Source organism: Pseudoduganella namucuonensis (genome assembly GCF_900116645.1).
Classification (GTDB): domain Bacteria; phylum Pseudomonadota; class Gammaproteobacteria; order Burkholderiales; family Burkholderiaceae_D; genus Rugamonas; species Rugamonas namucuonensis.
Genome location: NZ_FPBO01000016.1, coordinates 138,851 through 164,386 on the forward strand (window position 1 = coordinate 138,851; position 25,536 = coordinate 164,386).

At 63.1% G+C, this 25,536-nt stretch carries 38 protein-coding genes; 2 read left to right on the forward strand and 36 right to left on the reverse strand.

Annotation, left to right across the window (positions count from 1 at the left end; all coding sequences use genetic code 11):
- Window positions 1–6: 6 nt before the first annotated feature.
- Window positions 7–1,374, reverse strand: a complete 1,368-nt coding sequence (locus BM436_RS17925; protein ID WP_177307299.1) for an ATP-binding protein — start codon at window positions 1,372–1,374, stop codon at window positions 7–9.
- Window positions 1,371–2,099 (reverse strand): response regulator, encoded by a 729-nt coding sequence (locus tag BM436_RS17930; protein ID WP_093556895.1) that lies wholly within the window; start codon window positions 2,097–2,099, stop codon window positions 1,371–1,373. Before BM436_RS17930 ends, BM436_RS17925 begins: the two co-directional genes overlap by 4 nt.
- A gap of 204 nt (window positions 2,100–2,303) precedes the next feature.
- Here BM436_RS17930 and BM436_RS17935 point away from each other — a divergent pair, with 204 nt between their 5' ends.
- On the forward strand, window positions 2,304–2,819 hold the full coding sequence (locus BM436_RS17935) for a Spy/CpxP family protein refolding chaperone (RefSeq protein WP_093556896.1): 516 nt from the start codon (window positions 2,304–2,306) through the stop codon (window positions 2,817–2,819).
- 125 nt (window positions 2,820–2,944) lie between these two features.
- On the opposite strand, the gene dsbD is transcribed toward BM436_RS17935, so the two are convergent.
- Window positions 2,945–4,732, reverse strand: coding sequence for a protein-disulfide reductase DsbD (gene dsbD / locus BM436_RS17940; RefSeq protein WP_093556897.1), 1,788 nt, complete (start codon window positions 4,730–4,732; stop codon window positions 2,945–2,947).
- A gap of 132 nt (window positions 4,733–4,864) precedes the next feature.
- Between dsbD and BM436_RS17945 the strand changes: the two genes are divergently transcribed.
- Entirely contained in the window at window positions 4,865–6,523 is a 1,659-nt protein-coding gene (locus BM436_RS17945; protein ID WP_093556898.1) for a M28 family peptidase, read from the forward strand.
- A 106-nt stretch (window positions 6,524–6,629) separates the two neighbouring features.
- On the opposite strand, the gene rplQ is transcribed toward BM436_RS17945, so the two are convergent.
- The 33 genes from rplQ to BM436_RS18110 form a co-directional block, all read right to left on the reverse strand.
- Window positions 6,630–7,025, reverse strand: a complete 396-nt coding sequence (gene rplQ, locus BM436_RS17950; protein WP_093556899.1) for a 50S ribosomal protein L17 — start codon at window positions 7,023–7,025, stop codon at window positions 6,630–6,632.
- A 121-nt stretch (window positions 7,026–7,146) separates the two neighbouring features.
- Window positions 7,147–8,124, reverse strand: a complete 978-nt coding sequence (locus BM436_RS17955; protein WP_026354946.1) for a DNA-directed RNA polymerase subunit alpha — start codon at window positions 8,122–8,124, stop codon at window positions 7,147–7,149.
- A 101-nt stretch (window positions 8,125–8,225) separates the two neighbouring features.
- The gene (rpsD, locus tag BM436_RS17960) at window positions 8,226–8,849 is read right to left on the reverse strand and encodes a 30S ribosomal protein S4 (protein ID WP_093556900.1); all 624 of its coding nucleotides are present in this window, start codon (window positions 8,847–8,849) and stop codon (window positions 8,226–8,228) included.
- Between the two features lie 233 nt (window positions 8,850–9,082).
- The gene (rpsK, locus tag BM436_RS17965) at window positions 9,083–9,487 is read right to left on the reverse strand and encodes a 30S ribosomal protein S11 (RefSeq protein WP_008444339.1); all 405 of its coding nucleotides are present in this window, start codon (window positions 9,485–9,487) and stop codon (window positions 9,083–9,085) included.
- Between the two features lie 14 nt (window positions 9,488–9,501).
- Window positions 9,502–9,867, reverse strand: coding sequence for a 30S ribosomal protein S13 (gene rpsM / locus BM436_RS17970; RefSeq protein ID WP_093556901.1), 366 nt, complete (start codon window positions 9,865–9,867; stop codon window positions 9,502–9,504).
- A 27-nt stretch (window positions 9,868–9,894) separates the two neighbouring features.
- Window positions 9,895–10,008 (reverse strand): 50S ribosomal protein L36, encoded by a 114-nt coding sequence (rpmJ, locus tag BM436_RS17975; RefSeq protein ID WP_005663407.1) that lies wholly within the window; start codon window positions 10,006–10,008, stop codon window positions 9,895–9,897.
- 33 nt (window positions 10,009–10,041) lie between these two features.
- Window positions 10,042–10,260, reverse strand: coding sequence for a translation initiation factor IF-1 (gene infA, locus BM436_RS17980; RefSeq protein WP_005663428.1), 219 nt, complete (start codon window positions 10,258–10,260; stop codon window positions 10,042–10,044).
- Between the two features lie 19 nt (window positions 10,261–10,279).
- Window positions 10,280–11,614 carry a preprotein translocase subunit SecY gene (secY, locus tag BM436_RS17985; RefSeq protein WP_093556902.1) on the reverse strand — a complete coding sequence of 445 codons (1,335 nt, stop codon included), beginning with the start codon at window positions 11,612–11,614 and terminating at the stop codon, window positions 10,280–10,282.
- A 31-nt stretch (window positions 11,615–11,645) separates the two neighbouring features.
- Complete coding sequence (gene rplO / locus BM436_RS17990; protein WP_093556903.1) at window positions 11,646–12,077, reverse strand: 50S ribosomal protein L15; 432 nt, start codon at window positions 12,075–12,077, stop codon at window positions 11,646–11,648.
- Window positions 12,078–12,106: 29 nt separating this feature from the next.
- Complete coding sequence (gene rpmD, locus BM436_RS17995; RefSeq protein WP_093556904.1) at window positions 12,107–12,283, reverse strand: 50S ribosomal protein L30; 177 nt, start codon at window positions 12,281–12,283, stop codon at window positions 12,107–12,109.
- A gap of 10 nt (window positions 12,284–12,293) precedes the next feature.
- Entirely contained in the window at window positions 12,294–12,812 is a 519-nt protein-coding gene (gene rpsE, locus BM436_RS18000; protein ID WP_093556905.1) for a 30S ribosomal protein S5, read from the reverse strand.
- A 10-nt stretch (window positions 12,813–12,822) separates the two neighbouring features.
- On the reverse strand, window positions 12,823–13,185 hold the full coding sequence (rplR, locus tag BM436_RS18005; protein WP_028833785.1) for a 50S ribosomal protein L18: 363 nt from the start codon (window positions 13,183–13,185) through the stop codon (window positions 12,823–12,825).
- A gap of 13 nt (window positions 13,186–13,198) precedes the next feature.
- Complete coding sequence (gene rplF, locus BM436_RS18010) at window positions 13,199–13,732, reverse strand: 50S ribosomal protein L6 (protein ID WP_093556906.1); 534 nt, start codon at window positions 13,730–13,732, stop codon at window positions 13,199–13,201.
- Window positions 13,733–13,741: 9 nt separating this feature from the next.
- Window positions 13,742–14,137, reverse strand: a complete 396-nt coding sequence (gene rpsH / locus BM436_RS18015) for a 30S ribosomal protein S8 (RefSeq protein WP_093556907.1) — start codon at window positions 14,135–14,137, stop codon at window positions 13,742–13,744.
- A gap of 14 nt (window positions 14,138–14,151) precedes the next feature.
- Window positions 14,152–14,457, reverse strand: coding sequence for a 30S ribosomal protein S14 (gene rpsN / locus BM436_RS18020; protein ID WP_056404282.1), 306 nt, complete (start codon window positions 14,455–14,457; stop codon window positions 14,152–14,154).
- Between the two features lie 6 nt (window positions 14,458–14,463).
- Window positions 14,464–15,003 (reverse strand): 50S ribosomal protein L5, encoded by a 540-nt coding sequence (gene rplE, locus BM436_RS18025; RefSeq protein ID WP_093556908.1) that lies wholly within the window; start codon window positions 15,001–15,003, stop codon window positions 14,464–14,466.
- A 6-nt stretch (window positions 15,004–15,009) separates the two neighbouring features.
- Window positions 15,010–15,324 (reverse strand): 50S ribosomal protein L24, encoded by a 315-nt coding sequence (gene rplX / locus BM436_RS18030; RefSeq protein WP_093556909.1) that lies wholly within the window; start codon window positions 15,322–15,324, stop codon window positions 15,010–15,012.
- 11 nt (window positions 15,325–15,335) lie between these two features.
- Window positions 15,336–15,704, reverse strand: a complete 369-nt coding sequence (rplN, locus tag BM436_RS18035) for a 50S ribosomal protein L14 (protein WP_050409761.1) — start codon at window positions 15,702–15,704, stop codon at window positions 15,336–15,338.
- A 258-nt stretch (window positions 15,705–15,962) separates the two neighbouring features.
- Window positions 15,963–16,235 (reverse strand): 30S ribosomal protein S17, encoded by a 273-nt coding sequence (gene rpsQ, locus BM436_RS18040; protein ID WP_093556910.1) that lies wholly within the window; start codon window positions 16,233–16,235, stop codon window positions 15,963–15,965.
- The gene (gene rpmC, locus BM436_RS18045) at window positions 16,232–16,423 is read right to left on the reverse strand and encodes a 50S ribosomal protein L29 (RefSeq protein WP_093556911.1); all 192 of its coding nucleotides are present in this window, start codon (window positions 16,421–16,423) and stop codon (window positions 16,232–16,234) included. The genes rpsQ and rpmC overlap by 4 nt, the downstream gene beginning before the upstream one ends.
- Window positions 16,424–16,435: 12 nt before the next feature.
- Window positions 16,436–16,855, reverse strand: coding sequence for a 50S ribosomal protein L16 (rplP, locus tag BM436_RS18050; protein ID WP_093556912.1), 420 nt, complete (start codon window positions 16,853–16,855; stop codon window positions 16,436–16,438).
- A 2-nt stretch (window positions 16,856–16,857) separates the two neighbouring features.
- Window positions 16,858–17,658: a 30S ribosomal protein S3 gene (gene rpsC, locus BM436_RS18055; RefSeq protein ID WP_093556913.1), complete on the reverse strand. Its 801-nt coding sequence runs from the start codon at window positions 17,656–17,658 to the stop codon at window positions 16,858–16,860.
- Between the two features lie 9 nt (window positions 17,659–17,667).
- The gene (rplV, locus tag BM436_RS18060; RefSeq protein ID WP_177307311.1) at window positions 17,668–18,000 is read right to left on the reverse strand and encodes a 50S ribosomal protein L22; all 333 of its coding nucleotides are present in this window, start codon (window positions 17,998–18,000) and stop codon (window positions 17,668–17,670) included.
- Window positions 17,997–18,272 (reverse strand): 30S ribosomal protein S19, encoded by a 276-nt coding sequence (gene rpsS / locus BM436_RS18065; RefSeq protein ID WP_093556914.1) that lies wholly within the window; start codon window positions 18,270–18,272, stop codon window positions 17,997–17,999. The genes rplV and rpsS overlap by 4 nt, the downstream gene beginning before the upstream one ends.
- Before the next feature lie 9 nt (window positions 18,273–18,281).
- Window positions 18,282–19,109 (reverse strand): 50S ribosomal protein L2, encoded by an 828-nt coding sequence (rplB, locus tag BM436_RS18070; protein WP_093556915.1) that lies wholly within the window; start codon window positions 19,107–19,109, stop codon window positions 18,282–18,284.
- Window positions 19,109–19,426 carry a 50S ribosomal protein L23 gene (gene rplW / locus BM436_RS18075; RefSeq protein ID WP_093556916.1) on the reverse strand — a complete coding sequence of 106 codons (318 nt, stop codon included), beginning with the start codon at window positions 19,424–19,426 and terminating at the stop codon, window positions 19,109–19,111. The genes rplB and rplW overlap by 1 nt, the downstream gene beginning before the upstream one ends.
- A complete protein-coding gene (gene rplD, locus BM436_RS18080; protein WP_093556917.1) occupies window positions 19,423–20,043 on the reverse strand; it encodes a 50S ribosomal protein L4 in 621 nt (206 codons plus the stop codon). Before rplD ends, rplW begins: the two co-directional genes overlap by 4 nt.
- Window positions 20,044–20,046: 3 nt before the next feature.
- Window positions 20,047–20,703 carry a 50S ribosomal protein L3 gene (gene rplC / locus BM436_RS18085; protein WP_093556918.1) on the reverse strand — a complete coding sequence of 219 codons (657 nt, stop codon included), beginning with the start codon at window positions 20,701–20,703 and terminating at the stop codon, window positions 20,047–20,049.
- Between the two features lie 225 nt (window positions 20,704–20,928).
- Entirely contained in the window at window positions 20,929–22,326 is a 1,398-nt protein-coding gene (creD, locus tag BM436_RS18090; protein ID WP_093556919.1) for a cell envelope integrity protein CreD, read from the reverse strand.
- A gap of 74 nt (window positions 22,327–22,400) precedes the next feature.
- A complete protein-coding gene (gene creC / locus BM436_RS18095) occupies window positions 22,401–23,834 on the reverse strand; it encodes a two-component system sensor histidine kinase CreC (protein WP_093556920.1) in 1,434 nt (477 codons plus the stop codon).
- A complete protein-coding gene (creB, locus tag BM436_RS18100) occupies window positions 23,831–24,532 on the reverse strand; it encodes a two-component system response regulator CreB (protein ID WP_093556921.1) in 702 nt (233 codons plus the stop codon). Before creB ends, creC begins: the two co-directional genes overlap by 4 nt.
- Window positions 24,533–24,687: 155 nt before the next feature.
- Window positions 24,688–25,005 carry a 30S ribosomal protein S10 gene (rpsJ, locus tag BM436_RS18105; protein ID WP_028101676.1) on the reverse strand — a complete coding sequence of 106 codons (318 nt, stop codon included), beginning with the start codon at window positions 25,003–25,005 and terminating at the stop codon, window positions 24,688–24,690.
- Window positions 25,006–25,176: 171 nt separating this feature from the next.
- A partial coding sequence (locus BM436_RS18110; protein ID WP_093556922.1) for an EF-Tu C-terminal domain-related protein occupies window positions 25,177–25,536 on the reverse strand: 360 nt, incomplete at its 5' end.

Below are 25,536 nucleotides of genomic sequence, written 5' to 3' on the forward strand. Positions count from 1 at the left end.
TCGTTGTTATTTACCAGCGTAGTATTCGGGAACGACCAGCACCACTTCCAGGCCGCCGTCCGGGTGGTTGGCCAGCGCCAGGCTGGCGCCATGCTGCTCGGCGATGTTGCGGGCGATGGTCAGCCCCAGCCCGGTGCCGCCGGAGGCGCGCGAGCGGGAGCTTTCGATGCGGTAGAACGGTTCAAAGACCTTGGCCAGCTGGTCGACGGCGATGCCGGGGCCGCCGTCGCGGATGCTGATGCGGGCCGCGCCCGCCATCCGCTCCACCGTGACGCTGGCGCTGTGGCCGTATTTGACGGCATTGTCCAGCAGGTTGACCAGGCAGCGCCGGATCGCCAGCGGACGGGCCATCAGCGCCATGGCGGCGCGGCCCTTCAGGGCCACGTCCTGGCCGGCGTCGGCGGCGTCGGAGCACACGCTGTCGAGCAGCGAATCGAGGTCCAGCGCCTGCATGGTCTCGGTGCTGTCCATGCTGCGCGCCAGCTCCAGGCCCTCCTTCACCATTTGCTGGGTGGCCGACAGGTCGCCCAGCAGCTTTTCCCGCAAGTCCTCGTCGGCCACCTTCTCCAGCCGCAGCCGCATGCGCGTGAGCGGCGTCTGCAGGTCGTGCGTGATGGCGGCCAGCATCTGCGTGCGCTGGAAGATGTACTGGCGGATGCGGGCCTGCATGGCGTTGAAGGCGGCGGTGGCCTGGCGGATCTCGCCGGCGCCGCGCAGGGCCAGCGGCGGCCGGTTGAAGTCGTCGCCCAGGTCGCGCGCGGCCTGCGCCAGCCGCTTGAGCGGGCGCATTGTCATGCGGGTGACCAGGAAGGCCAGGCCGACCATGCTGAGCACGAAGGGCAGGATGGTGTAGATCTCGTTCTGGCCGGTGGGCGGCGGCGAGCGCGGCGGCAGCACGGTCAGGCGCAGCACCTGGCCGTCGCGCATGCCCACGTTCATGGCCTCGCAGGTGCCGCGCCACTGGGCGGGGCCGAAGATGGAATTGATGCGGCGCGGTTCGTCGCAGGCGGCCGGGCGCTCGGGCAGCGGCGCCAGCCGGTAGCCCGGCCCGAGGCGCGCGGCCAGTTGCTTGGAGAAGTCGGTTTGCGCGTCGGCGCCGCCCGCCCTGGCGCCGATGGCGTCGGCGGACGGCTCCAGCCGCACGCTGCCCTTGCTGGCCACCTTCAGGTACACGCCGCGCGACTCCGGCCGCACCACATCGGCGATGGAAATGAGCTCCTCGGCGCGCTCCAGCGCGTGGAAATCGCGGTAGCGCTCGAGCGTGCGCTGGCGTTCGTTGACGGCCAGGTATTGCGTCAGCGCGGCGGAGGCGACGATGCCCAGCAGCAGGACGAAGAACACCCTGCCCGTCATCGAGGTCCAGAACGCTTTCACGGGCCCGGTTCCACGGCGACGGCGCCGGCCAGCACGTAGCCGCCGTTGCGCACGGTCTTGATGATTTGCGGCACGCGCGCGTCCTCGCCCAGTTTCTGGCGCAGGCGGCTGATCTGGATGTCGATCGAGCGGTCGAAGGGGTCGGCGTCGCGGCCCTGGGTCAGGTTCAGCAGCTGGTCGCGGTTCAGCACGCGGTTGGGGTGCTCGAGGAACACCTTCAGCAGGCGGAACTCGGCGCCGGACAGCATGATGACGATGCCGTCCGGGTTCAGCAGGTGGCGCGCGGTCAGGTCCAGGGTCCAGCCGGAAAAGCGCATCCGCTGCACCTTGTCCGAGCCGGTGTTGGACGGCATCGCGTGGCTGCGGCGCAGCACGCTACGGATGCGCGCCAGCAGCTCGCGCGGCTCGAAGGGCTTGGGCAGATAGTCGTCGGCGCCCATTTCCAGGCCGAGGATGCGGTCCAGCGGCTCGCTGCGGGCGGTCAGCATGATGACCGGCAGCGACGAGGTGGCGCGCAGCTTGCGGCACAGGGTCAGGCCGTCGTCGCCGGGCAGGTTCAAGTCCAGCACGATCAGGTCGGGACGGGCCTCGTCCAGCTGCCTCCACATGGCGGCGCCATCGGCCGCGCACTGGGCGCGGTAGCCGTTGCCTTCCAGGTAATCCGCCAGGAGGGAGCGGATATCGCGGTCGTCGTCGACGATCAGGATGGTAGAAATGGGTTCCATGGCCTCGATTATCCTTAGTTCGACTGGCTAAGGCCAATGACCGTTTGTATCGTCTTGTATATGAAGGAAAAAACGCCCGCGGGGAAACAGTTTGATACAAAGTCCGGCGCCCGGGACATGCGGCGGCAACACCGGGGCGCCAAGATGGCTTCATGTGCACCGCACATCGATCAATCCCACTTCCACTTAGACGAAGGAAACACCATGAACACGATACGCAAATCCCTGATGGTAGCCATGACCGCGCTGAGCCTGGGCACGGTGGGCGTCGTCGCCCACGCGGCGGACGCGCAGGGCCGCCATGGCCACGCGTTGACCCAGGAACAGCGCGCCGCGAAGATGGCTGAGCATAAGGCCAAACTTGCTGAAAGGATAGCTAAACATCAGCAGGCGCTGCACGACAGCCTGAAGCTGACCGCGGCGCAGGAACCGGCCTGGGCGGCGTTTGTGTCCGCCACCACGCCCACCCTGGCGCATCCGGCCGTGGACCGCGCCGCGCTGGCCCAGCTGAGCGCGCCGGAACGGATGGAGAAACGCCTGGAGCTGCACAAGCAGCATCTGGTCAAGCAGGAAACCCGCCTGGCCGCCGTCAAGACCTTCTACGCGCAACTGACGGCCGAGCAGAAGAAAACCTTCGACGCCGCCACGCACCGCATGCACGGCCGCGGCCACGGCGGCCACGGCGGCCACCATATGGGCGGCATGCACCGCGGCGTGTAAGCACCGCGACGTGTAAGCACCCAGACCTGCGGCAAAGGCCGGGGGGGGAGAATGGCCCCAGTGGGGCCATTCCCGATTCCGAAGGAACAGACCTTCCGTTGATGTCCCCAGGTTTCGCCCCTGGTTTAAGGTTGCAGCCTGGCCAGCGACTTCAGGAAGGTGTCCGCGTCCTGGAAGCCGATCACGCGCGCGTCCGCGATTTCCCGGCCCCGGGCATCGAACATGATGATGCCCGGCGGCCCGAACAGATTGAAACGTTTCAGCATGGCCTTGTCGTCCTCGTCGTTGGCCGTCACGTCCACCTGCAGCAGGATGGTGTCGGCCAGCTTGGCCCGCACCTCCGGCTTCACGAACGTCAGCTTTTCCATCTCCTTGCAGGACACGCACCAGTCGGCGTAGAAGTCGAGCAGGACGGTCTTGCCGCCGGTCTGCGCCAGCGCCGCGTCCAGCTGGGCGACGGTCTTGATGCGCTTGAACTCCAGTCCCCGGTGCGCGCCGCCCGTCAGGTGGGCGATGGGCGCCAGCACGTCCGTGCCGCCGGTGGCCACGCCCACCAGTTGCAGGCCGCCGAACAGGAAAAACACGGCGGCGGCCAGCTTGCCGCCCAGGCCGGCGCGGCTGGAGGCGAAGGCGATCAGGTACACGCCGTAGCCCATGCCCAGCAGCGCGAAGCCGGCCATCGCCAGCCACGCCGGTAGCACCGGCGACACCAGCCACAGCGCCATGGCCAGCAGCAGCACGCCGAAGAACCGCTTGACGTTTTCCATCCAGCGGCCCGCGCGCGGCAGCAGCGCGCCGGCCGACACGCCCACCAGCAGCAGCGGCACACTCATGCCGACCGCCATGGCGAACAGGGCGCCGCCGCCGATCAGCACGTCGCGCGTCTGGCTGATGTAGACCAGCGCCCCGGCCAGTGGCGCCGCCACGCAGGGGCCGACGATCAGCGCCGAGATCGCGCCCATCGCGAACACGCCGGCCAGCTTGCCGGAGGATTGGCGGTTGGACGCGGTGCTCAGCCGGCTTTGCAGCGCGGCCGGCACCTGCAATTCATAGAAGCCGAACATGGACAGCGCCAGCGTCGCCATCAGCAGGCCGAAGGCGCCCAGCACCCAGGGGTTTTGCAGCGCCGCGGCCAGGCCTTCGCCGATCAGGCCGGCGGCGACGCCCAGCCCGGTGTAGACGATGGCCATGCCCAGCGCGTACGTCACCGACAGCAGCAGGCCGCGCGCGCGGCTGGTGCCGGCGCCCTCGCCCACCACGATGGACGACAGGATCGGCACCATCGGCAGCACGCAGGGCGTGAACGACAGGCCCAGGCCCAGCAGCGCGAACAGCGGCAGGATCACCAGCAGGCGGCCGCCCTTCAGGGCCGATTCGATGCGGCCAAGTTCGCTGCCCTGGTCCGGGCTGGCGACATTGGCCGCGGCGGCGGCGCCATCCGATGCGGAGCCCCCCCCGTCCGCGGCGTCCAAAGCCGTCGCCGCGACGGCGCTGCCGCCGGCGCCCGTCAGCCTGGCCCGGGCTTCCTGCGGCGAATAGCACAAGCCCTTGTCCGAGCAGCCCTGCGAGGTGGCGGTCAGCGTGAAGGCCCCGGCCGTGTCGACGGGGATGGTGATGACGACCTGCTTGCGGTAGGTCTCCACTTCCTTGTTGAAGGTCTCGTCGAACTTCACCTTGCCGGGCGGGATGTCGGCCTTGCCCAGCGTGGCGCCCTGGGCGGCGAAGGCGAAGCGCTCGCGGTACATGTAATAGCCGTCGGCGATGTCGTAGGTGACCGCGAGCGTCTTGTCGTCCACCATGCGGGCGGAAAACCTGAACGCCACTTCCGGGTTGAGGAACTCCTCCTCCGCGTGGGCCGGTATGCCCAGCATGAGGATCAACAGCGCGAACAAGCGTGCAAAACGATGGAACATGACAGCCTTTTCAAAATCAAACGATGCAACCGCGACCGGAACCGGATATGGTACACCCGGCATCCTTATCGCGCCTCATGTGCCGGGGAAATATGCGAAACTGGCCGCCTCGCAACCCGACCGGACACCGATATGGCAGTATTCCGTCCCTCCCTGCTCCCCATACTCGCGCTGGCGGCGAGCCAGGCCTCGGCCCAGGCCCCCGCCGCCGCGCTGGGCGCCATCTCCGAACAAGGCCTGCTGGGCCACATCAGGACGCTGGCGTCCGACGAGTTCGAGGGCCGTTCGCCCGGCTCGGCCGGCGAAGAAAAAACCGTGGCCTACCTCGAACAGCAATTCCGGAAACTGGGCCTGAAGCCCGGCAATCCCGACGGCACTTACGTGCAGCAAGTGCCGATGCGCGGCCTGACGCCCACACCCGCCTTCAGCTACCAGATCGGCGGCAAGACCGTGCCGCTGCGCTTCCCGGACGACTACGTGGCCCATTCGACGGCGCCGCGGACCAGCGTCCAGGTGGCCGATTCGGAGATCGTGTTCGTCGGCTATGGCGTGGTCGCGCCCGAATACGGCTGGGACGACTACAAGGGAATGGACGTGCGCGGCAAGACCCTCCTCATGCTGATCAACGACCCCGCCATCCCGGACCCGCGCGATCCCGCGCAGCTGGACAAGTCCATGTTCAAGGGCGCGGCCATGACCTACTACGGCCGCTGGACCTACAAGTACGAGATCGCCGCCAGGCTGGGCGCCGCGGCCGCCATCATCGTGCACGAGACCAAGCCCGCCGCCTATCCCTACGAGGTGGTGAAGACGGGCGGCACGGGCGAGAACTTCAGCCTGCTGCGCGACGGGCCGGACCCGGACGCGCCCACCATCCCCGGCTGGATCCACCTGGACCGCGCGAAGGACATGATAGCGGCCGCCGGCCACGATTTCGACATGCTAAAGCAGGCGGCGCTGAAAAAGGATTTCCGCCCCGTGAGCCTGAAAGCGACGGCCGCCTTCCAGGTCGAGAACGTCGCGCGCACGGTGCGCTCGCGCAACGTGGTGGCGATGATCGAGGGCTCGGACCCGAAACTGAAGCACGAGTACGTGGTGTACACGGCGCACTGGGACCATTTCGGCATCGACGAGAAGCTGCCGGGGCCGCGCGGCAAGCAGATCTACCACGGCGCGCTGGACAACGCCTCCGGCACCGGCGCGCTGCTGGAGCTGGCCAAGGCCTACAAGGCGCTGCCGAAGGCGCCGAAACGGTCCATCGTGTTCATCGCCACCACGGCCGAGGAACGCGGGCTGCTGGGGGCGAAATACTACGCCCGGAACCCGCTGTACCCGCTGGAGCGCACCCTGGCCAACATCAACATCGACGGCGTCAACGCCTGGGGCCGGACGGCGCAGATCGAGAACGTGACGTCCGGCCATTCAACGCTGGACGAGCTGCTGGAAAAGTACGCGAAAAAGCAGGGGCGCAGGATGGAGCCGGATTCGCGGCCCGAGCTGGGCAGTTTCTACCGCGCCGACCAACTCGAGTTCGCCCGCGTCGGCGTGCCGGTGCTGTACACCAAGGCGCGCAGCAACTACATCGGCAAGCCGGCCGGCTACGCGCGCGAGGTGGTGGACCACTACGTGGCGCACGACTACCACAAGGTCAGCGACGACGTGCGCGGCGACTGGGACTTCAGCGGCGGCGTGCAGGACATCCAGCTGCTGTTCCAGGTCGGCTACGACGTCGCCCAGGGCAAGACCTGGCCCCAATGGAAGCCCGCCTCGGAGTTCAAGCGCCGGCCGTAGGCGGGGTTGCCGGGCGCAGCCAAGGCCAGGCCGGCCAAGCGCTTTCCCCACGCGGGGCGAAAAAAAAGCCAGGCTGAGCCTGGCTTTTTTTCATGCACGCCGTTGATTACTCGGCGGTTGGAACTTCCGCGGTATCGCTGACTTCTGGACGGTCCAGCAATTCGACGAAGGCCATGGGAGCGTTGTCGCCCACGCGGAAACCCATTTTCAGGATGCGCAGGTAGCCGCCGTTACGCGCAGCGTAACGTGGGCCCAGTTCGGCGAACAGCTTTTGCACGATTTCGCGGTCGCGCAGACGGGCGAAAGCCAGACGCTTGTTGGCCAGGGTGTCGGTCTTGCCCAGGGTCAGGATCGGCTCGACCACGCGACGCAGTTCCTTGGCTTTAGGAACGGTGGTTTTGATGGCTTCATGACGCAGCAGGGAAACGGTCATGTTGCGCAGCATAGCCAGGCGGTGGGACGAGGTGCGATTCAGCTTACGGAGGCCGTGACGGTGACGCATGGTACTTCCTTTCGAGTGTGTTTAATGCCGAGTTCTTCGATCGCCAGAGACTTTCGCCGAGGCGCGGACCGGTTCATAAGGGTTGAACGTCCGCGGCACATGCCGCGGACGGGTGCTGCAATTACTTCTCCAGACCCGCCGGCGGCCAGTTCTCGAGCTTCATGCCCAAGGTCAGACCGCGCGAAGCCAGCACTTCCTTGATTTCGTTCAAGGATTTGCGGCCCAGGTTCGGCGTCTTCAGCAGTTCGTTTTCCGAACGCTGGATCAGGTCGCCGATGTAGTAGATGTTTTCCGCCTTCAGGCAGTTGGCCGAACGCACGGTCAACTCCAGGTCGTCCACTGGACGCAGCAGGATAGGATCGACCAGCGGAGCGCGCGATGGCGCTTCGGCGGCCGCTTCCGTGCCTTCCAGGGCGGCGAACACGTTCAGTTGATCAACCAGCACGCGGGCCGACTGGCGGATCGCTTCCTCGGGCGTGATCACGCCGTTGGTTTCGATGTTGATGATCAGCTTGTCCAGGTCGGTGCGCTGTTCCACGCGGGCCGATTCCACCGCGTACGACACGCGGCGCACTGGCGAGAACGACGCGTCCAGGATGATGCGGCCGATGGTCTTGTTGGTGTCTTCGGACAGGCGGCGGACGTTGCCCGGCACATAGCCGCGGCCTTTTTCCACCTTGATCTGCATGTCCAGCTTGCCGCCCGCGGTCAGGTGGGCGATCACGTGGTCCGGGTTGATCAGCTCGACGTCGTGCGGCAGGTCGATGTCCGATGCCAGGACGGCGCCTTCGCCTTCCTTCTTCAGGGTCAGGGTGACGGAGTCGCGGTTGTGCACCTTGAACACCACGCCCTTCAGGTTCAGCAGCAGGTCAACCACGTCTTCCTGCACGCCGTCCAGGGACGAATACTCGTGCACTACGCCGGCGATCGTCACTTCGGTCGGCGCGTAGCCGATCATCGACGACAGCAGCACGCGGCGCAGCGCGTTGCCCAGAGTGTGGCCATAGCCGCGCTCGAACGGCTCCATCACGACCTTCGCGTGACCGGCGCCCAGGGCTTCTACATCGATGATACGTGGTTTCAACAAACTGTTTTGCATGAAATGTCCTTTTCAATACCCTCGGCTCATTACACCGATAAGGCTGATGGCATTAGTGAAAACGCCCACTCCGGGGAGTGGGCGGGTTATTACGACTACGATTAACGCGAGTACAGTTCGACGATCAGCGATTCGTTGACGTCGTGGGCGATTTCGTTACGCTCTGGCAGGGACTTGAAGGTGCCTTCCATTTTCTTGGCGTCGACCGACACCCAGGCTGGCATGCCGACTTGTTCGGCCAGCGACAGCGCTTCCAGGATACGGGTCTGTTTTTTCGCTTTTTCGCGCACGGCGATCACGTCGTTGGTCTTCACGACGTAGGAGGCGATGTTCACGACGTTGCCGTTCACGGTGAAAGCCTTGTGCGACACCAGCTGACGCGCTTCAGCGCGGGTCGAGCCGAAGCCCATGCGGTAGGCGACGTTGTCCAGGCGGGTTTCCAGCAGTTGCAGCAGGGTTTCGCCGGTGTTGCCCTTGCGGCGGTCGGCTTCGGCGAAGTAGCGGCGGAACTGGCGTTCCAGGATGCCGTACATGCGCTTCACTTTTTGCTTTTCGCGCAGCTGGTTGCCGTAGTCCGAGGTGCGGGCGCCGGATTTCACGCCGTGCTGGCCTGGCTTGACATCCAGTTTGCATTTCGAGTCCAGCGAGCGGCGGGCGCTCTTCAGGAACAGATCGGTGCCTTCACGGCGGGACAGTTTTGCTTTTGGTCCGATATAACGTGCCACGGTGATTTCCTTTAATGATGATGACGCCCCAGCCGCATCGGAATGCGGTTAGGCGCTAGTCCAGCCCACTTTCGGCTTGGACGGTGGCTCAAAACGAAAAACCCGCCGAAATCATTCGACAGGCGAGAACAGCCGGACAGTATAGCCGTTTCCGGCCCACTGTTCCAGCGGTTTTTACTTCCAGCAGGAAGACGCCGGGAGGCGGGGACAACCCCCACCGCCGGCAAGCGCCATTAGATGCGACGACGCTTAGGAGGACGGCAGCCGTTGTGCGGCACTGGAGTCACGTCCTGGATCTCGGTGATCTTGATGCCCAGGTTGTTCAGTGCGCGAACAGCGGATTCGCGGCCAGGACCGGGGCCCTTGATACGCACTTCCAGGTTCTTCACGCCGCATTCCACAGCCACTTTGCCGGCGGCTTCAGCAGCAACCTGCGCCGCGAACGGGGTCGATTTACGCGAACCCTTGAAGCCAGCGCCACCGGACGTCGCCCACGACAGGGCGTTGCCCTGGCGGTCGGTGATGGTGATGATGGTGTTGTTGAAGGAAGCGTGCACGTGTGCGATGCCTTCAGCGACGTTCTTTTTGACCTTCTTACGAACGCGTGCTGCTGCTGCGCTGCTTTGTTGCTTAGCCATAGTAGTTTCCTAGATTATTTCTTCAGCGATTGAGCGGCTTTGCGCGGGCCCTTGCGGGTACGTGCATTGGTGCGGGTACGCTGGCCGCGGACCGGCAGGCCCTTGCGGTGACGCATGCCGCGATAGCAACCCAAGTCCATCAGACGCTTGATGTTCATCGACAGTTCGCGGCGCAGATCGCCTTCAACGACGAACTTGCCGATCTCATCACGCAGCTTTTCCAGTTCGCTGTCGTCCAGGTCTTTGATCTTCTTGTTGGTTGGTACACCCGTCTGGGCGCAGATGAACTGCGCGCGCGGGCGGCCGACACCGTAGATGGCCGTCAGGCCGATAACGGTGTGCTGGTGATTTGGGATGTTAACCCCTGCAATACGTGCCATTCGTTATTCCTCGATAAATAACGGTTATTAACCTTGACGCTGCTTGTGACGCGGTTCGACGCAGATTACGCGGACCACACCTTTGCGCTTGATGATCTTGCAGTTGCGGCAGATGCGCTTGACTGAAGCGTTAACTTTCATTTTTGCACTCTCTTCTAGTACGATTTTTTAAATTTACTTGGTCCGGAACACGATGCGGGCCCGGCTCAAATCATAAGGTGTCAGCTCGACCGTCACCTTGTCGCCAGGAAGGATGCGGATGTAGTTCATCCGCATTTTACCCGAAATGTGCCCTAGTACCACGTGGCCGTTTTCCAGCTTCACTCGAAATGTTGCGTTGGGGAGATTCTCCAGAATCTCGCCTTGCATTTGTATGACGTCGTCTTTTGCCATTTTCGTTAGTTTGCTCCGCTTATCGCGTCGGAATTCCGCCCTTGAAGTTCGCCTTGCGCAGCAGCGATTCGTATTGCTGCGACATCACGTAGTTCTGGACCTGGGCCATGAAGTCCATGGTCACCACCACAATGATCAGCAGCGAGGTGCCGCCGAAATAGAACGGCACCTTCCACTGGGCTTGCATAAATTCCGGCAACAAACACACCAGCGTGATGTAGACGGCGCCGGCCAATGTCAATCGCGTCAGGATCTTGTCGATGTAGCGGGCAGTCTGCTCACCGGGACGAATCCCTGGCACAAAGGCCCCGCTCTTCTTCAAGTTGTCCGCTGTTTCCTTGCTGTTGAACACCAGCGCGGTGTAGAAGAAACAGAAGAACACGATTGCCACGGCGTACAACAATGCATGTATAGGCTCGCCGGGTGCCAACGAGGCGGACAGGTCCTTGAGGAACCGCACCACCGGGTTGGACGAATCAGCGCCCTTCGAGAACCAGTCCACGATGGTAGCCGGGAACAAGATAATCGACGATGCGAAGATCGGCGGGATCACGCCAGCCATGTTCAGCTTCAGCGGCAGGTGGCTGGTTTGGCCACCGTAGATCTTGTTGCCGACTTGACGCTTGGCGTAGTTGACCAGGATCTTGCGCTGGCCACGTTCCACGAACACCACCACGTAGGTGACGACCGCCACCAGTGCCACGATGATGATGGCCGAGAAGCTGCCGATCGCGCCTTGCGACACCTGGGTGAACAAGCCACCCAGCGCGCCCGGCAGACCGGCGGCGATACCGGCGAAGATGATGATGGAGATGCCATTACCGAGACCGCGCTCGGTGATCTGCTCCCCCAGCCACATCAGGAACATGGTGCCGGTCAACAGCGTGACGACCGTGACGAAGCGGAAGCCCATGCCGGGTTCCAGGACCAGGCCGGCCTGCGACTCCAGCGCCACCGCGATACCCAGCGCCTGGAACAGCGCCAGACCCACGGTGAAATACCGCGTGTACTGGGTGATCTTGCGGCGGCCGGATTCGCCCTCCTTCTTGAGCGCTTCCATCTGCGGCGACACGATCGACAGCAACTGCATGATGATCGAGGCCGAGATGTACGGCATGATACCCAGCGCGAACACCGTGAAGCGCGACAGGGCGCCACCGCTGAACATGTTGAACATGCCCAGGATGCCGCCTTCCTGCGACTTGAACAGTGCGGCGAGCTGCACCGGGTCGATGCCCGGCACAGGAACGTGAGCGCCGATACGGTACACCACCAATGCGCCAAGCAGGAACCACAGGCGCCCCCAGGGGAAGCCGGCCGCGGCGCTCTTAGCAAGTTGTGGATTGGTCGCCAATTTTCGCTCCGATCAGGCTGTGTGCGTCAACTCAGGCGACCGAACCGCCAGCCGCTTCGATGGCCGCTTTCGCGCCCGCGGTGACTTTCAGGCCCTTGACGATGACTGCCTTGGTGATCTCGCCGGAGGCGATCACACGCACGTCGCGCGCCAGCACGCTCAGCACGCCGGCTTGCTTCAGCACCAGGATGTCGACTTCGCCCACGGCCAGGCCGTTCAGGTCGGACAGACGCACTTCAGCCTTGAAGGTGGCGTTGAGCGACTTGAAACCGCGCTTCGGCAGACGGCGTTGCAGAGGCATTTGACCGCCTTCGAAGCCGACCTTGTGGAAGCCGCCCGAACGCGATTTTTGACCCTTGTGGCCACGGCCGGCGGTTTTACCGAGGCCGGAGCCGATACCGCGGCCAACGCGACGCTTGTAGTGCTTGGCGCCTTCTGCTGGTTGAATGGTATTCAATTCCATGTATTTCTCCAGATCGCAAGCCCGGGGGCTTACGACACGACTTTCACGAGGTAGCTGACCTTGTTGATCATGCCGCGGACGGATGGGGTGTCCTGCAACTCGCGTACCGAGTTGACACGGCGCAGGCCCAGGCCGCGCACGGTCGCGCGGTGGTCTTCGCGGGTGCCGATCAGGCCCTTCACCAGTTTAACTTTGATAGTGCTCATGCGGTTCCCCTTAGGCCAGGATGTCTTCGACCGACTTGCCGCGCTTGGCGGCGATGTCGGAAGCGGTGCTCATCTTCGACAGGCCGTCGAGGGTGGCACGCACCAGGTTGTACGGGTTGTTCGAACCGGTGGATTTCGCCACCACGTCCGTCACGCCCATCACTTCGAAGATCGCGCGCATGGCGCCGCCGGCGATCACGCCGGTACCCGGTTTGGCCGGGCTCATCATCACTTTCGACGCGCCGTGACGGCCCGTGACGGTGTGATGCAGCGTGCCGTTCTTCAGCGGCACCTTGATCAGGTTGCGGCGCGCTTCTTCCATCGCCTTTTGCACACCGACCGGCACTTCCTTCGACTTGCCCTTGCCCATGCCGATGCGGCCATCGCCGTCACCAACCACGGTCAGCGCCGCGAAGCCCATGATACGACCACCCTTGACCACTTTGGTCACGCGGTTGATCGCGATCATTTTCTCGCGCATGCCGTCGTCCGGCTTGTCGCTTTGCATTTTAGCTTGCATTTTTGCCATGATCGTACCCTTAGAACTTCAGACCGGCTTCGCGCGCGGCTTCTGCCAGCGCCTTCACACGGCCGTGGTAACGGAAACCGGAGCGGTCGAACGCGACCTCGGTGATTCCTGCTTTCAGTGCCTTCTCCGCGACGCGCTTGCCGACCAGTGCGGCGGCGGCGGCGTTGCCACCCTTGCCCGATTTGCCGGCCAGTTCGGCGCGCACTTCCGCTTCCGCGGTCGAGGCCGAAACCAGTACTTTGGCATCCGGGGAGGTCAAGTTTGCGTAGATGTGCAGGTTGGTGCGGTGGACCGACAGGCGGTTCACTTTCAACTGTGCAATCTTGATCCGGGTTTGACGTCCGCGACGCAGACGAGATTCTTTTTTATCCATCGTCAGCCCCTAATTACTTCTTCTTGGTTTCTTTGATCTTAACCACTTCGTCCGAATAACGGACGCCCTTGCCCTTGTAAGGCTCGGGGGCGCGGTAAGCGCGAACTTCAGCGGCGACCTGGCCGACCTTTTGACGATCGATACCCTTGATCAGGATCTCGGTCGGGGTCGGGGTTGCCACGGTGATGCCTTCTGGCATCGCGTGCACAACCGGGTGCGAGAAGCCCAGCGACAGGTTCAGCTTGTCGCCAGCGGCTTGCGCCTTGTAACCCACGCCGACCAGGTTCAGCTTCTTCTCGAAGCCCTTGGTGACGCCGGTGACCATGTTGTTCACCAGGGCGCGCAGCGTGCCGGACATGGCGTTCGCTTCGCGGCTGTCGTTGGCCACGTCGAAGGACAGGGTGCCAGCGTTGTTTTCCACCTTGACCAGGCCGTTCAGGGCCTGGGTCAGGACGCCCAGCGGGCCTTTTACGGTGATCGCTGCTGCGGAGATGGCGACTTCAGCGCCAGCTGGCACAGCGATAGGCATTTTAGCTACACGAGACATTATTGCTCCTTACGCGACGTAGCAGATGACTTCGCCGCCCACGCCGGTGGCGCGCGCTTTGCGGTCGGTCATGACGCCTTGCGGGGTCGACACGATGGCAACGCCCAGGCCGTTCATCACGGTTGGGATCTCATCCTTGCCCTTGTACACGCGCAGGCCCGGACGGGACACGCGCTCAAGGCGCTCGATAACAGGACGGCCTACATAATATTTCAAACCGATTTTGAGTTCCGCTTTGCCACCGGCTTCGGCGACTGCGAAATCTTCAATGTAACCCTCGTCCTTGAGGACGTTGGCAATCGCTACTTTGACTTTCGACGATGGCATGGCCACGGTCGTTTTTTGAACGCCTTGGGCGTTGCGAATGCGGGTCAGCATATCGGCGATAGGATCGCTCATACTCATTGCTTGTTCTCCTATTACCAGCTGGCTTTAGTCATACCCGGAATCTCGCCACGCATGGCGAATTCACGGAGCTTGATACGGCCCAGACCGAATTTACGGAAGGTGCCGCGTGGACGACCGGTGACGGCGCAACGGTTGCGCTGACGGGTCGGAGCGGAGTTGCGTGGCAGCGCCTGCAGTTTCAGGCGGGCTTCGTAACGCTCTTCTTCCGTCTTCGACTGGTCGTCGATGATGGCCTTCAGCGAGGCGCGCTTGGCAGCGAATTTGTTTGCCAGGTCGACACGCTTCTGTTCACGGTTAATCAGTGCGAGTTTTGCCATGATCTATTAGTTCCTGAACGGGAATTTAAAGGCGGCGAGGAGCGCTTTGGCTTCGTCGTCGGTCTTCGCGGTGGTGGTGATCGAGATGTTCATACCACGCAGCGCATCGATCTTGTCGTACTCGATCTCTGGGAAGATGATCTGTTCCTTGACACCGATGTTGTAGTTGCCGCGACCGTCGAACGAACGACCGGACACGCCACGGAAGTCGCGCACGCGCGGCAGGGCCACGGTGATGAAGCGATCCAGGAACTCATACATGCGGGCGCCGCGCAGGGTCACCATGGTACCGATCGGATAGCCTTCGCGGATCTTGAAACCCGCGATGGCCTTGCGCGATTTGGTGGTCACTGGCTTCTGGCCGGCGATCTTGGTCAAGTCGCCAACGGCGTGCTCGAGCACTTTCTTGTCGGCGATCGCCTCACCCACACCCATGTTCAGGGTGATCTTGGTCAGGCGTGGCACTTCCATGACGGACTTGTAACCGAATTTCTCGGTCAGTTCGCCAACGATTTTGTCTTTATAGACTGCTTGCAGACGGGCCATTTCCCATTACCCTTTCACTACTTCGCCGGAGGACTTGAAGACGCGGACTTTTTTGCCATCCACTTCCTTGAAGCCCACGCGATCGGCCTTGCCGGTCGCAGCGTTGAACAGAGCAACGTTGGACACGTGAATAGGCATGGTCTTGTCGACGATGCCGCCAGTTACACCAGTCATCGGGTTCGGTTTGGTCGCTTTTTTAGCGACGTTGACGCCTTCAACCACGACGCGCTCAGCGTCTACACGCTGTTGCACGATACCGCGCTTGCCCTTGTCTTTACCGGTCAAAACGATGACTTCGTCGTTTTTACGAATCTTATCCATTTACTGACTCCTTACAGGACTTCCGGTGCCAGGGACACGATCTTCATGAACTTCTCAGTGCGCAGTTCGCGCGTGACAGGTCCGAAGATACGGGTACCGATCGGTTCCAGCTTGGCGTTCAGCAGAACGGCGGCGTTGCCGTCGAACTTGACCAGGGAACCGTCTTGGCGGCGCACACCTTTGGCGGTGCGCACGACCACAGCGTTATAAATTTCACCTTTTTTGACACGGCCGCGTGGCTGGGCAACCTTGACGGTCACCTTGATCACGTCGCCAATGCCTGCATAACGGCGCTTGGAGCCGCCCAACACCTTGATGCACATGACTTCCTTGGCACCGGTATTGTCGGCCACTTCGAGCCGGCTTTCAGTTTGAATCATAGTATTCTCTTTCCCAACTTAAGCCGAAGAATCCACACAATATGGACCTCTCGGTCAGTCTTGGTCCCGCCATTGCGCCATCGCTGGCACGCTGTTTGGGTGCTTGACCTTCATACAAGTACTGACCCGCGGTCCATGTCTGCGGAGAGACACTTTGCGGCGTTACATGAACGAAGCCCGCAAGTATTACACACAACCTGCGGGCTTGCAAGAACTAATTGAAAACCGCCCCCATCCGGGGACGGGGGCGGGGCTCAATTAAACGATTTGTGCAGCTTGCACTACACGAGTCACCGTCCACGCCTTCGTTTTGGAGATCGGACGACCTTCCTGGATCTCGACCGTGTCACCGGCCTTGACCTGGTTGGATTCGTCGTGCGCGTGGTATTTCGCCGAGCGCACGATGATCTTGCCGTACAGAGGGTGCTTCACGTGACGTTCGATCAGAACGGTAACGGTCTTGTCCATCTTGTCGGACACCACTTTACCGATCAGCGTGCGCTTGAGCGACTGTTTCACTGGTTGGTTCATTTGGCTTCCTTCAGATTCATTACCGTTTTTACACGCGCGATGTCGCGGCGTACCTTCTTGAGCTGCGAAGTGTTGCTCAGTTGTTGCGTAGCGGTTTGCATACGCAGACCAAACTGGGCCTTCAGCAGATCGTTCAGCTCTTTTTGCAGAGCTGCCTGGTCTTTGCCGCGGAGTTCAGATGCTTTCATATTTCACTCCTATTATTGGCCAACCTGGCGCACCACGAAGGTGGTAGCCAGCGGCAGTTTGGCAGCAGCCAGGCGGAACGCTTCGCGCGCCAGTTCTTCTGCGACGCCATCCATTTCGTACAGGACTTTGCCCGGACGGATTTCAGCGACGTAGTACTCTGGGTTACCCTTGCCGTTACCCATGCGGACTTCGGCTGGCTTGTTCGAGATCGGCTTGTCCGGGAAGACGCGGATCCAGATACGGCCGCCACGTTTGATGTGACGGGTCATGGCGCGACGTGCCGCCTCGATCTGGCGCGCGGTGATACGGCCGCGAGCGACCGCCTTCAGACCGAACTCGCCGAACGACACCGCGGTGCCCGCGGTGTGCGAAATGCCGGTGTTGCGGCCTTTCTGTTCCTTACGGTACTTCCTGCGTGCTGGTTGCAGCATGGTTATTCTCCTGCTTTCTCAGCCACCGCCGGCTTGGCGGCGCGGCGGGCGGCTGGCGCGCCTGGTTTGGCGCCTGGACCTGGACGTGGACGGCCGGATGGCTTGCCGTCGTCACGGCGTGGGCCGCGTGGTTTCTTCTCGTCCGCTGGGGTATCGATGACTGGCGCTTCGCCGGTCGGCGAGCGATCGCCTTTGTATACCCACACCTTGACACCGATGATGCCGTAGGTGGTCGAGGCTTCGGATGTGCCGTAGTCGATGTCGGCGCGCAGGGTGTGCAGAGGCACGCGGCCTTCGCGGTACCACTCTTTGCGCGCGATCTCGATGCCGTTCAGACGGCCGGACGACATGATCTTGATGCCCAGGGCGCCCAGACGCATGGCGTTCTGCATCGCGCGTTTCATCGCGCGGCGGAACATGATGCGCTTTTCGAGCTGCTGCGAGATCGAATCGGCGATCAGCTGCGAGTCGATTTCCGGCTTGCGGATCTCTTCGATGTTCACGTGGACAGGCACGCCCATGATCTTGGTCAGCGCGGACTTCAGAACCTCGATGTCCTCGCCTTTTTTACCAATGACCACGCCCGGACGCGAGCTGTAGATCGTGAAGCGGGCGTTCTTGGCGGGACGCTCGATGACGATGCGGCCGACGGAAGCGTTCTTCAGCTTCTTTTTCAGGAACGCGCGCGCCTTCAGATCTTCGTTCAGCATGGCGGCGAAGTTGCCGTTGCCGGCGTACCAGCGCGATGCCCAGTTACGGGTAACCGACAGACGGAAGCCGGTTGGATGAATTTTCTGACCCATCGTGGCTCCTTAGTTTCCGACGGTCACGTAAACGTGACAGGATTGTTTCGAGATACGGTCACCACGGCCTTTGGCGCGAGCGGTGAAGCGCTTCAGGATCGGGCCCTTTTCGACGTAGATCGTTTTCACGAACAGCTCGTCGATGTCGGCACCATCGTTGTGCTCGGCGTTCGCGATCGCGGACTCCAGCACTTTCTTGATGATGGCCGCGCCTTTTTTCGGGCTGAACTGCAGAATGTTCAGCGCAGCGTCAACCTTTTTGCCACGGATCAGGTCAGCCACCAGGCGGCCTTTTTGATCCGACAGGCGCACGCCTTTGAGGATAGCTTTGGTTTCCATTATTTCTTAGCCTTTTTGTCAGCAGCGTGGCCCTTGAACGTGCGGGTCAGCGCGAATTCGCCGAGCTTGTGACCAACCATGTTCTCCGAGACGTACACGGGCACGTGCACCTTGCCGTTGTGCACGGCAATGGTCAGACCGATGAAGTCAGGCATGATCGTCGAGCGACGGGACCAGGTTTTGATTGGCTTTTTGTCTTTGGTCGCTTGCGCGGCTTCGACTTTTTTCACCAGGTGGGCGTCGCAGAACGGCCCTTTTTTCAATGAACGAGTCATGGTTTATCCTTATTTCTTGCCGCGGCGCGAGACGATCATCGAAGAAGTACGCTTGTTGCTGCGAGTCTTCTTGCCCTTGGTCTGCTGGCCCCATGGGGACACTGGATGACGACCAGCCGCCGTTTTACCTTCACCACCACCGTGCGGGTGATCGACCGGGTTCATGACCACACCGCGAACGGTGGGACGAACACCGCGCCAGCGCATCGCGCCGGCCTTGCCGATCTTGCGCAGGCTGTGTTCGGCGTTGCCGACTTCGCCCACGGTCGCGCGGCACTCGATGTGCACGCGGCGCACTTCGCCCGAGCGCAGACGCACTTGAGCGTAGGTGCCTTCGCGGGCCATCAGCACGACGCCGGCGCCGGCGGTGCGGGCCATCTGGGCGCCCTTACCTGGCAGCATTTCGACGCAGTGCATCACGGTACCGACCGGGATGTTGCGGATAGGCAGGCAGTTGCCCGACTTGATAGGCGCTTCCGAACCGTTCATCACGCTGTCGCCGACGCTCATGCCCTTGGTGGCGATGATGTACTGGCGCTCGCCGTCGGCGTAGCACAGCAGGGCGATATTCGCGGTGCGGTTCGGATCGTATTCGATACGTTCCACTTTCGCTGGAATGCCGTCCTTCTGACGCTTGAAGTCGATCAGGCGATAGTGCTGCTTGTGACCACCGCCGATGTGGCGGGTGGTGATGTGGCCGTTGTTGTTACGGCCGGCGGTCTTCGATTTTTTCTCAACCAGGGCGGCGAACGGACGACCTTTGAACAGGTCGGCGTTGACCACTTTCACCATGCCGCGACGGCCTGGGGAGGTTGGCTTCATCTTTACGAGTGCCATTATTTAGCCTCCTCGGAGAAATTGATTTCCTGGCCAGGTTTCAGGCACACGAAAGCACGCTTGGTGTGGTTGCGGCGACCGATGAAACGGCCCGAACGCTTGACCTTACCTTCGCGGTTGACGGTCTGCACCGATTCCACTTCCACCTTGAACAGCAGTTCAACGGCGGCCTTGATTTCCGGCTTGGTCGCGTCAGGCAGAACCTTGAACACGATCTGCTCGTTCTTTTCCGCGACCATGGTGGCCTTCTCGGAAATTACCGGAGCTACCAGCACCTTCATCAGGCGCTCTTCGCTGTGTTTGATGACTGCGCTCATGCCAGCATCTCCTCAATCTTGGCCAGTGCCGCCTTGGTGACCAGGATCTTCTTGTAGAAGACCAGCGACATTGGATCTGCGTGACGTGGCTCGACAACCAGCACGTTCGGCAGGTTACGGGAAGCCAGCAGCAGGTTTTCTTCGATGTTGTCGGCGATAATCAGTACCGATTCCAGGCCCATGCTGTTCAGCTTTTGCGACAGCAGTTTGGTTTTTGGAGCTTCGATAGCGAAATCTTCAACCACGACCAGGCGCTCTTCGCGAGCCAGCTGGGACAGGATCGAGCAGATACCCGCGCGGTACATCTTCTTGTTCACTTTATGGGTGAAGTTCTCGTCGGGCGAGTTCGGGAAGATGCGACCACCGCCGCGCCACAGTGGCGACGACGACATACCGGCACGAGCGCGGCCGGTGCCTTTTTGGCGCCATGGCTTCTTGGTCGTGTGGTGAACTTCTTCACGGTCCTTCTGCTTACGGTTGCCGCTGCGAGCGTTGGCTTGGTAGGCGACCACGATCTGGTGGATCAGCGCTTCGTTGTAATCACGGCCGAAAACGGTGTCAGCGGCGGCGACGTTCGAGGAGGCTTGACCTTGAGCATTCAAGAGCTTGAGTTCCATCGTTTAAGCTCCCTTCTTTGCTTTAACTTTGACTGCGGGCGACACGACCACTTGGCCGTTCTTCGCGCCAGGCACGGCGCCTTTGACCAGCAGCAGCTGACGGTCGGCGTCGATGCGAGCGATTTCCAGGTTCTGGGTGGTAACGGTGACGTCACCCATGTGGCCGGTCATGCGCTTGCCTGGGAAAACACGGCCTGGATCCTGCGCCATACCGATCGAGCCTGGTACGTTGTGCGAACGGGAGTTACCGTGGGTCTGACGACCGGAAGCGAAGTTGTGGCGCTTGATGGTGCCGGCGTAGCCTTTACCGATGCTCACACCTTGCACGTCGATCTTTTGACCGACTTCGAACAGGGAGGCGGCGATGACTTCGCCAGCTTTCAGTTCAGCGGCCTTGGCTGCGTCGATGCGGAACTCTTTCAGCAGAGTACCGGCTTCGACACCAGCTTTGGCGTAGTGACCCGCAGCGGCTTTGGTCACGCGGGAGGCGCGACGTTGACCGAATACGACCTGAACAGCGGTGTAACCATCCGTTTCAGGAGTTTTGATTTGCGCAATACGGTTGTTGGACACGTCCAGCACGGTGACCGGGATCGAGTCCCCGTCATCGGTGAAGATGCGCATCATACCAACCTTGCGACCGAGGAGGCCTAGGCTCATTTTTTCTCCATTCCCACCTACGATTGGGCGGGGCTTTGTTGAACTACCAAAAAGTGATACGGATCAAATAAAAAGACGTATCCATACCGAAGCCAGCTAGTGTACTTCGCTTTGCCCCTTGACGCAACAACTTAGTACGAGGTATGGCAAATATTTCGGGCCGAACCAACAGCGACGTCCGGGGTCCGAGCCGGCGGGTCGGACCCCTGGTTTCGCCGCCGGTTTTCAGTCGCCGATCTGGTACCAATCGACCTTGCGGGTGGCCACCATCACGGCCGCCAGCGTGGCGAACAACAGCAGCGCGCCCAGCGCCAGCGCGTTGCTTTCCGAGCTGAGCAGGCCGTACAGCGCGCCGTAGAGCAGGGTCAGCGCGGCGCCGAAGGCGAGGCCCCGGCGCCAGTCGCGCAGCACGTGGGCCAGGTAGTAGCCGGTGAGCGCGATGCAGGCGCCGCTGGCCACCAGGTAGGCCGCGACGAAGGGGAAGTGCTCGGACAGGCTCACCAGCAGCAGGAAGAACAGCACCAGCGCCAGCCCCACCAGCGCGTACTGCACCGGGTGGATCGGCAGGCGCTTCAACACCTCGAACACGAAGAAGGCGGCGAAGGTCAGCGCCACGAACAGCAGGCCGTATTTGGTGGCGCGGTCGGCCTGGCTGTAGATGTTGACGGGCTCGACGAAGGCGACGCTGAAGTGGTCCAGTTCATCCGCGCCACCCGCGCGCGGCGCCGCCTGCGCGCCAGGCGTGCCCGGAGAGCCCTGCGCGCCGCCCTCGGCGTTCCAGCCCGCCTGCGCCATACGCGTCAGCTGCTGCTGCACGTTGCTGGCCAGCGAGGGCACGCGCCAGCGCGCCTGGAAGCCGGCGTCCGTCACGCTGCGCTGCTCCGGCAGGAAGCGGCCGCCGAACTGCGGGTGCGGCCAGCCCGAGGTCAGGCTGACGATGTTGTTCTTGCCGACCGGGACGAAATGCTGGCGCTCCATGCCCGCCAGGTTCAGCGCGAACGCGAACTTCACCTGCGCCGGCGCGGCCAGCGCCTGCTCGCCCAGCCGGGCGTGCAGCCCTTTCTGGAACTGGCCCAGCCGGGCGCCCTGCTCGAACTCCACCGGCTGGCCGTCCCAGTTGACGCGGGGGATGTCGCGCAGGCCGCGCACGTCCTCGATCGGCAGCGACAGATACGGCCGGCCGGCCAGCGCCACGCGCGCCTGCGCGTCGGCGCGCGGCAGGTCCGCCATGGTCGGCAGCGTGAAGTCGCCGCTGAAGTCGTACTGGCCGCCGTACACCAGCACCTGGTGGATGCCCCGGTAGCGCCGCTCGGTGCCCATCCTGCCCGTCACCCGCAGCTCGTTCGGGTAGACCAGGTGCTGGCGGCGCGTGGCGCTGGCGGTGACGGTCGGATTGCCGTTGCCATCCCGCCCGCGCACGTCCACCGTCTCGGTGTAGGGAATCACCAGCACCGGGCCGATCACCGTCTGCTGGCCGACGGAGTCGCTGGCGATGCTGCGCGCGGCCTCGTCGCGGTAGGCCATCCGCTCACGGATGGTGGCCTGTATCATCAGCAGCGGCACGCCGATCAGCAGCATCAGCGCGGCGATGATGGCCAGTTTGAATATCAGTTTCTTTTGCATGGCGCTTCCTTGGGTTGGGATGGCGCCAGTGTAAAAACCTTGTGTGCGGTGACGATGCGCCCTGTGTGAAGTCCCTACATCGAAAGCGGCAGCGGCAACGCCAGCGTGGCGCGGCAGCCGCCCTGCTCCGCGTTCTCCACCGTCACCGCGCCGCCGTGCAGCGCCGCGACCTCGCGCGCGAACGGCAGGCCCAGGCCCGTGCTCTTGCCGGAATCCGGCCGGGGCAGCGAATAGAAGCGCTCGAACAGCCGCGCCATCGCGTAGGCGGGGATGCCCGGGCCGTCGTCGCGAACGGAGACGATGGCCTGGCCGGCGTCGCGTCCCAGCTCGATGCGCACCGTGCCGCCCCGCGGCGCGAAGGCGATCGCGTTGTCCAGCAGGTTGCCCAGCGCCTGGCGCAGCAGCAACGCGTCGCCGCGCACCGTCAGCGCGGGACCGGCCACAATCTCCACGCGTTGCCCGCGCGCGGCCAGTTGCGGCGCGAAGTCGGCGGCCACCTGTCCTGCCAGCGCGCGCAGCTCCACCGGCTCGGCCACGTCCAGCCGCTGCCGCTGCTCGACCCGCACCAGCGCGAGCAGCTTGTCGATCAGCTGCCGCTGGCGGGCGTTCTGTTCCAGCACATTGCCGAGGAAGCGCTTGCGGTCCTGCTCCGGCATCTCCTCCCGCAGCAGCTCGGCCGAGGCCTGGATCGCGGCGATCGGCGACTTCAGTTCGTGGGCCAGCGTGTGCATCAGCCGCTCCGCGTATTCCTTGCCCTCCAGGCGCGTGCGCATCGCCTCCAACGCGCGGCCCAGGGTGGCGATCTCGTTGTTGCCCAGGTCCGGCAGCGCCGCCTTGCGGCCGGCCTCCACGTCCGCCACATAGGTCATCAGCTTGCCCAGCGCGCGCGACAACCACCAAGCCACGGCCACGCCGATCAGCAGCGACAGCGCCAGCAGCACGGCGCCCCGCCGCAGGATGTTTTGCTGGCCGCGCTCGACGAAGGCCTGCACGCTGGCGTTGGGCTTGGCCACGGTGAGCACGCCGATCACCTTGCCGCCGTCCAGGATGGGCGCGGCCACGTGCATGACGGTGCTGGCCTCGTCGTCCGGATCGGAGCGCGTGCTGCGGGCGCCGTACTTGCCGCGCAGGGTCAGGTAGACGTCGTTCCAGCGCGAATAGTCCTTGCCGACGTCGCGGCCGTCGCTGTCGAACAGCACGATGCCCTTGGCGTCGGTGATGTAGACGCGGTAGTCCAGGCTGCGCTTGGCCACGCCGCTGATGCTGGCGTCGATGTCGCGGCGCGCGTAGGCCCGCATGCGCGGCAGGATGGCCGACGATTGCAGCGTGCCGGCCTTCACGTCGTCGGCGAACACGGTGGCCAGCAGGTAGGCGGTGTCGACCAGTGTGTCCTCCTGCGTGGCGCGCACGCCCGGCTTCACCTCCGCCACGAACACATTGAACAGGAACCACGCCGCCAGGCCGACCACCGCGAGGTAGCCGAGCAGGATGCGCAGGCCGATTCTCATGCCAGGGCCAGGCTGTATCCCATGCCGCGATGGGTGTGGATCGGGTCGGCGTCCGGCGCCACGGCGCGCAGCTTGGCGCGCAGGGCCTTCACGTGGGCGTCGACGGTGCGGTCCAGCGTGTCCGGCGCGTCGGTCCAGACGCGGTCCATCAACTGCGCGCGCGACAGCACGTGGCCGGGATGCTCGATCAGGGTTTTCAGCAGCAGGTACTCGTAGCGGGTGAGGTCCAGCGGCCGGCCGCGGAACACGATGCGCGCCTCGTGCGCGCGCAGCTCGAACGCGCCGGCCGCGTCGCCGGCGCCCTGGGCTTGCGCCGGGCGTGGCGCGGGTGGCGCCATGCGGCGCAGGATCACGCGGATGCGCGCCACCAGTTCGCGCGGCGAGAACGGCTTGGTCACGTAGTCGTCGGCGCCGATCTCCAGCCCGACCACGCGGTCGATCTCGTCGCTGCGGGCGGTGAGGAAGATGATGGGGACGTCGGAGAACTGGCGCAGCCGGCGGCACACCTCCAGGCCGCCGATGTCGGGCAGGCCGATGTCGAGCACCACCAGCTCCGGCGCTTGCGGCGCGCGCATCGCGGCCAGCGCCTGCTCGCCCAGGGTCACGTGCAGCGGCGCGAAGCCGTCCGTGCGCAGCGCGTAGGCGATGCCGTCGGCGATCGCCTGCTCGTCCTCAACGATCAGGATGGTGCGGGCCATGGCGTTTCAAATGGTTCAACATGCCGCAAACTGTACCCATGCCGCCCCGCCCTGTCCAGCCATCATGGCCGGCGCAAAGAAAAAGGCCGGTCCGCGCGAGCGGCACCGGCCTTTCCTGGCGACCGCGGCGTGCGCCGCGGTCTGCCTGAAACCAATTATTGCAGTTTGATTTCGACGTCCACGCCAGCTGGCAGGTCCAGCTTCATCAGCGCGTCAACGGTCTTGTCGGTAGGATCGACGATGTCCATCAGGCGCTGGTGGGTGCGGATTTCGAACTGGTCGCGCGAGGTCTTGTTGACGTGCGGGGAACGCAGCACGTCGTAACGCTGGATGCGGGTTGGCAGAGGCACTGGGCCTTTTACCACGGCGCCGGTGCGCTTGGCGGTGTCAACGATTTCCAGGGCGGACTGGTCGATCAGCTTGTAGTCGAAAGCTTTCAGGCGGATACGGATTTTCTGGTTTGGTGCGGACATGGTATTTCCTTAAAAGAACGAACCGGCGCGGGGCGCGCGGCAATAAGTGAAAAGACTACCGGTACAGCTAAGAGGCGAGATGATACCACCGAAACGGCGGCCATGCTCGGCCTGGCGACAAAAAAAGGCAGCGCCGCGAACGGCACTGCCTTCTTGTCCAACCCGGGCTAATTAGGCCAGGATTTTTGCAACCACGCCGGCGCCGACGGTACGGCCGCCTTCACGGATGGCGAAACGCAGGCCTTCTTCCATCGCGATCGGGTTGATCAGCTTGACGGTGATCGACACGTTGTCGCCTGGCATAACCATTTCTTTGTCCGCTGGCAGTTCGATCGAACCGGTCACGTCGGTGGTACGGAAGTAGAACTGTGGACGATAGTTGTTGAAGAACGGGGTGTGGCGACCACCTTCGTCTTTCGACAGCACATAGATCTCGCCGGTGAAGTGGTTGTGCGGCTTGATCGAGCCTGGCTTCGCCAGAACTTGACCACGTTGCACGTCTTCACGCTTGGTGCCGCGCAGCAGCAGACC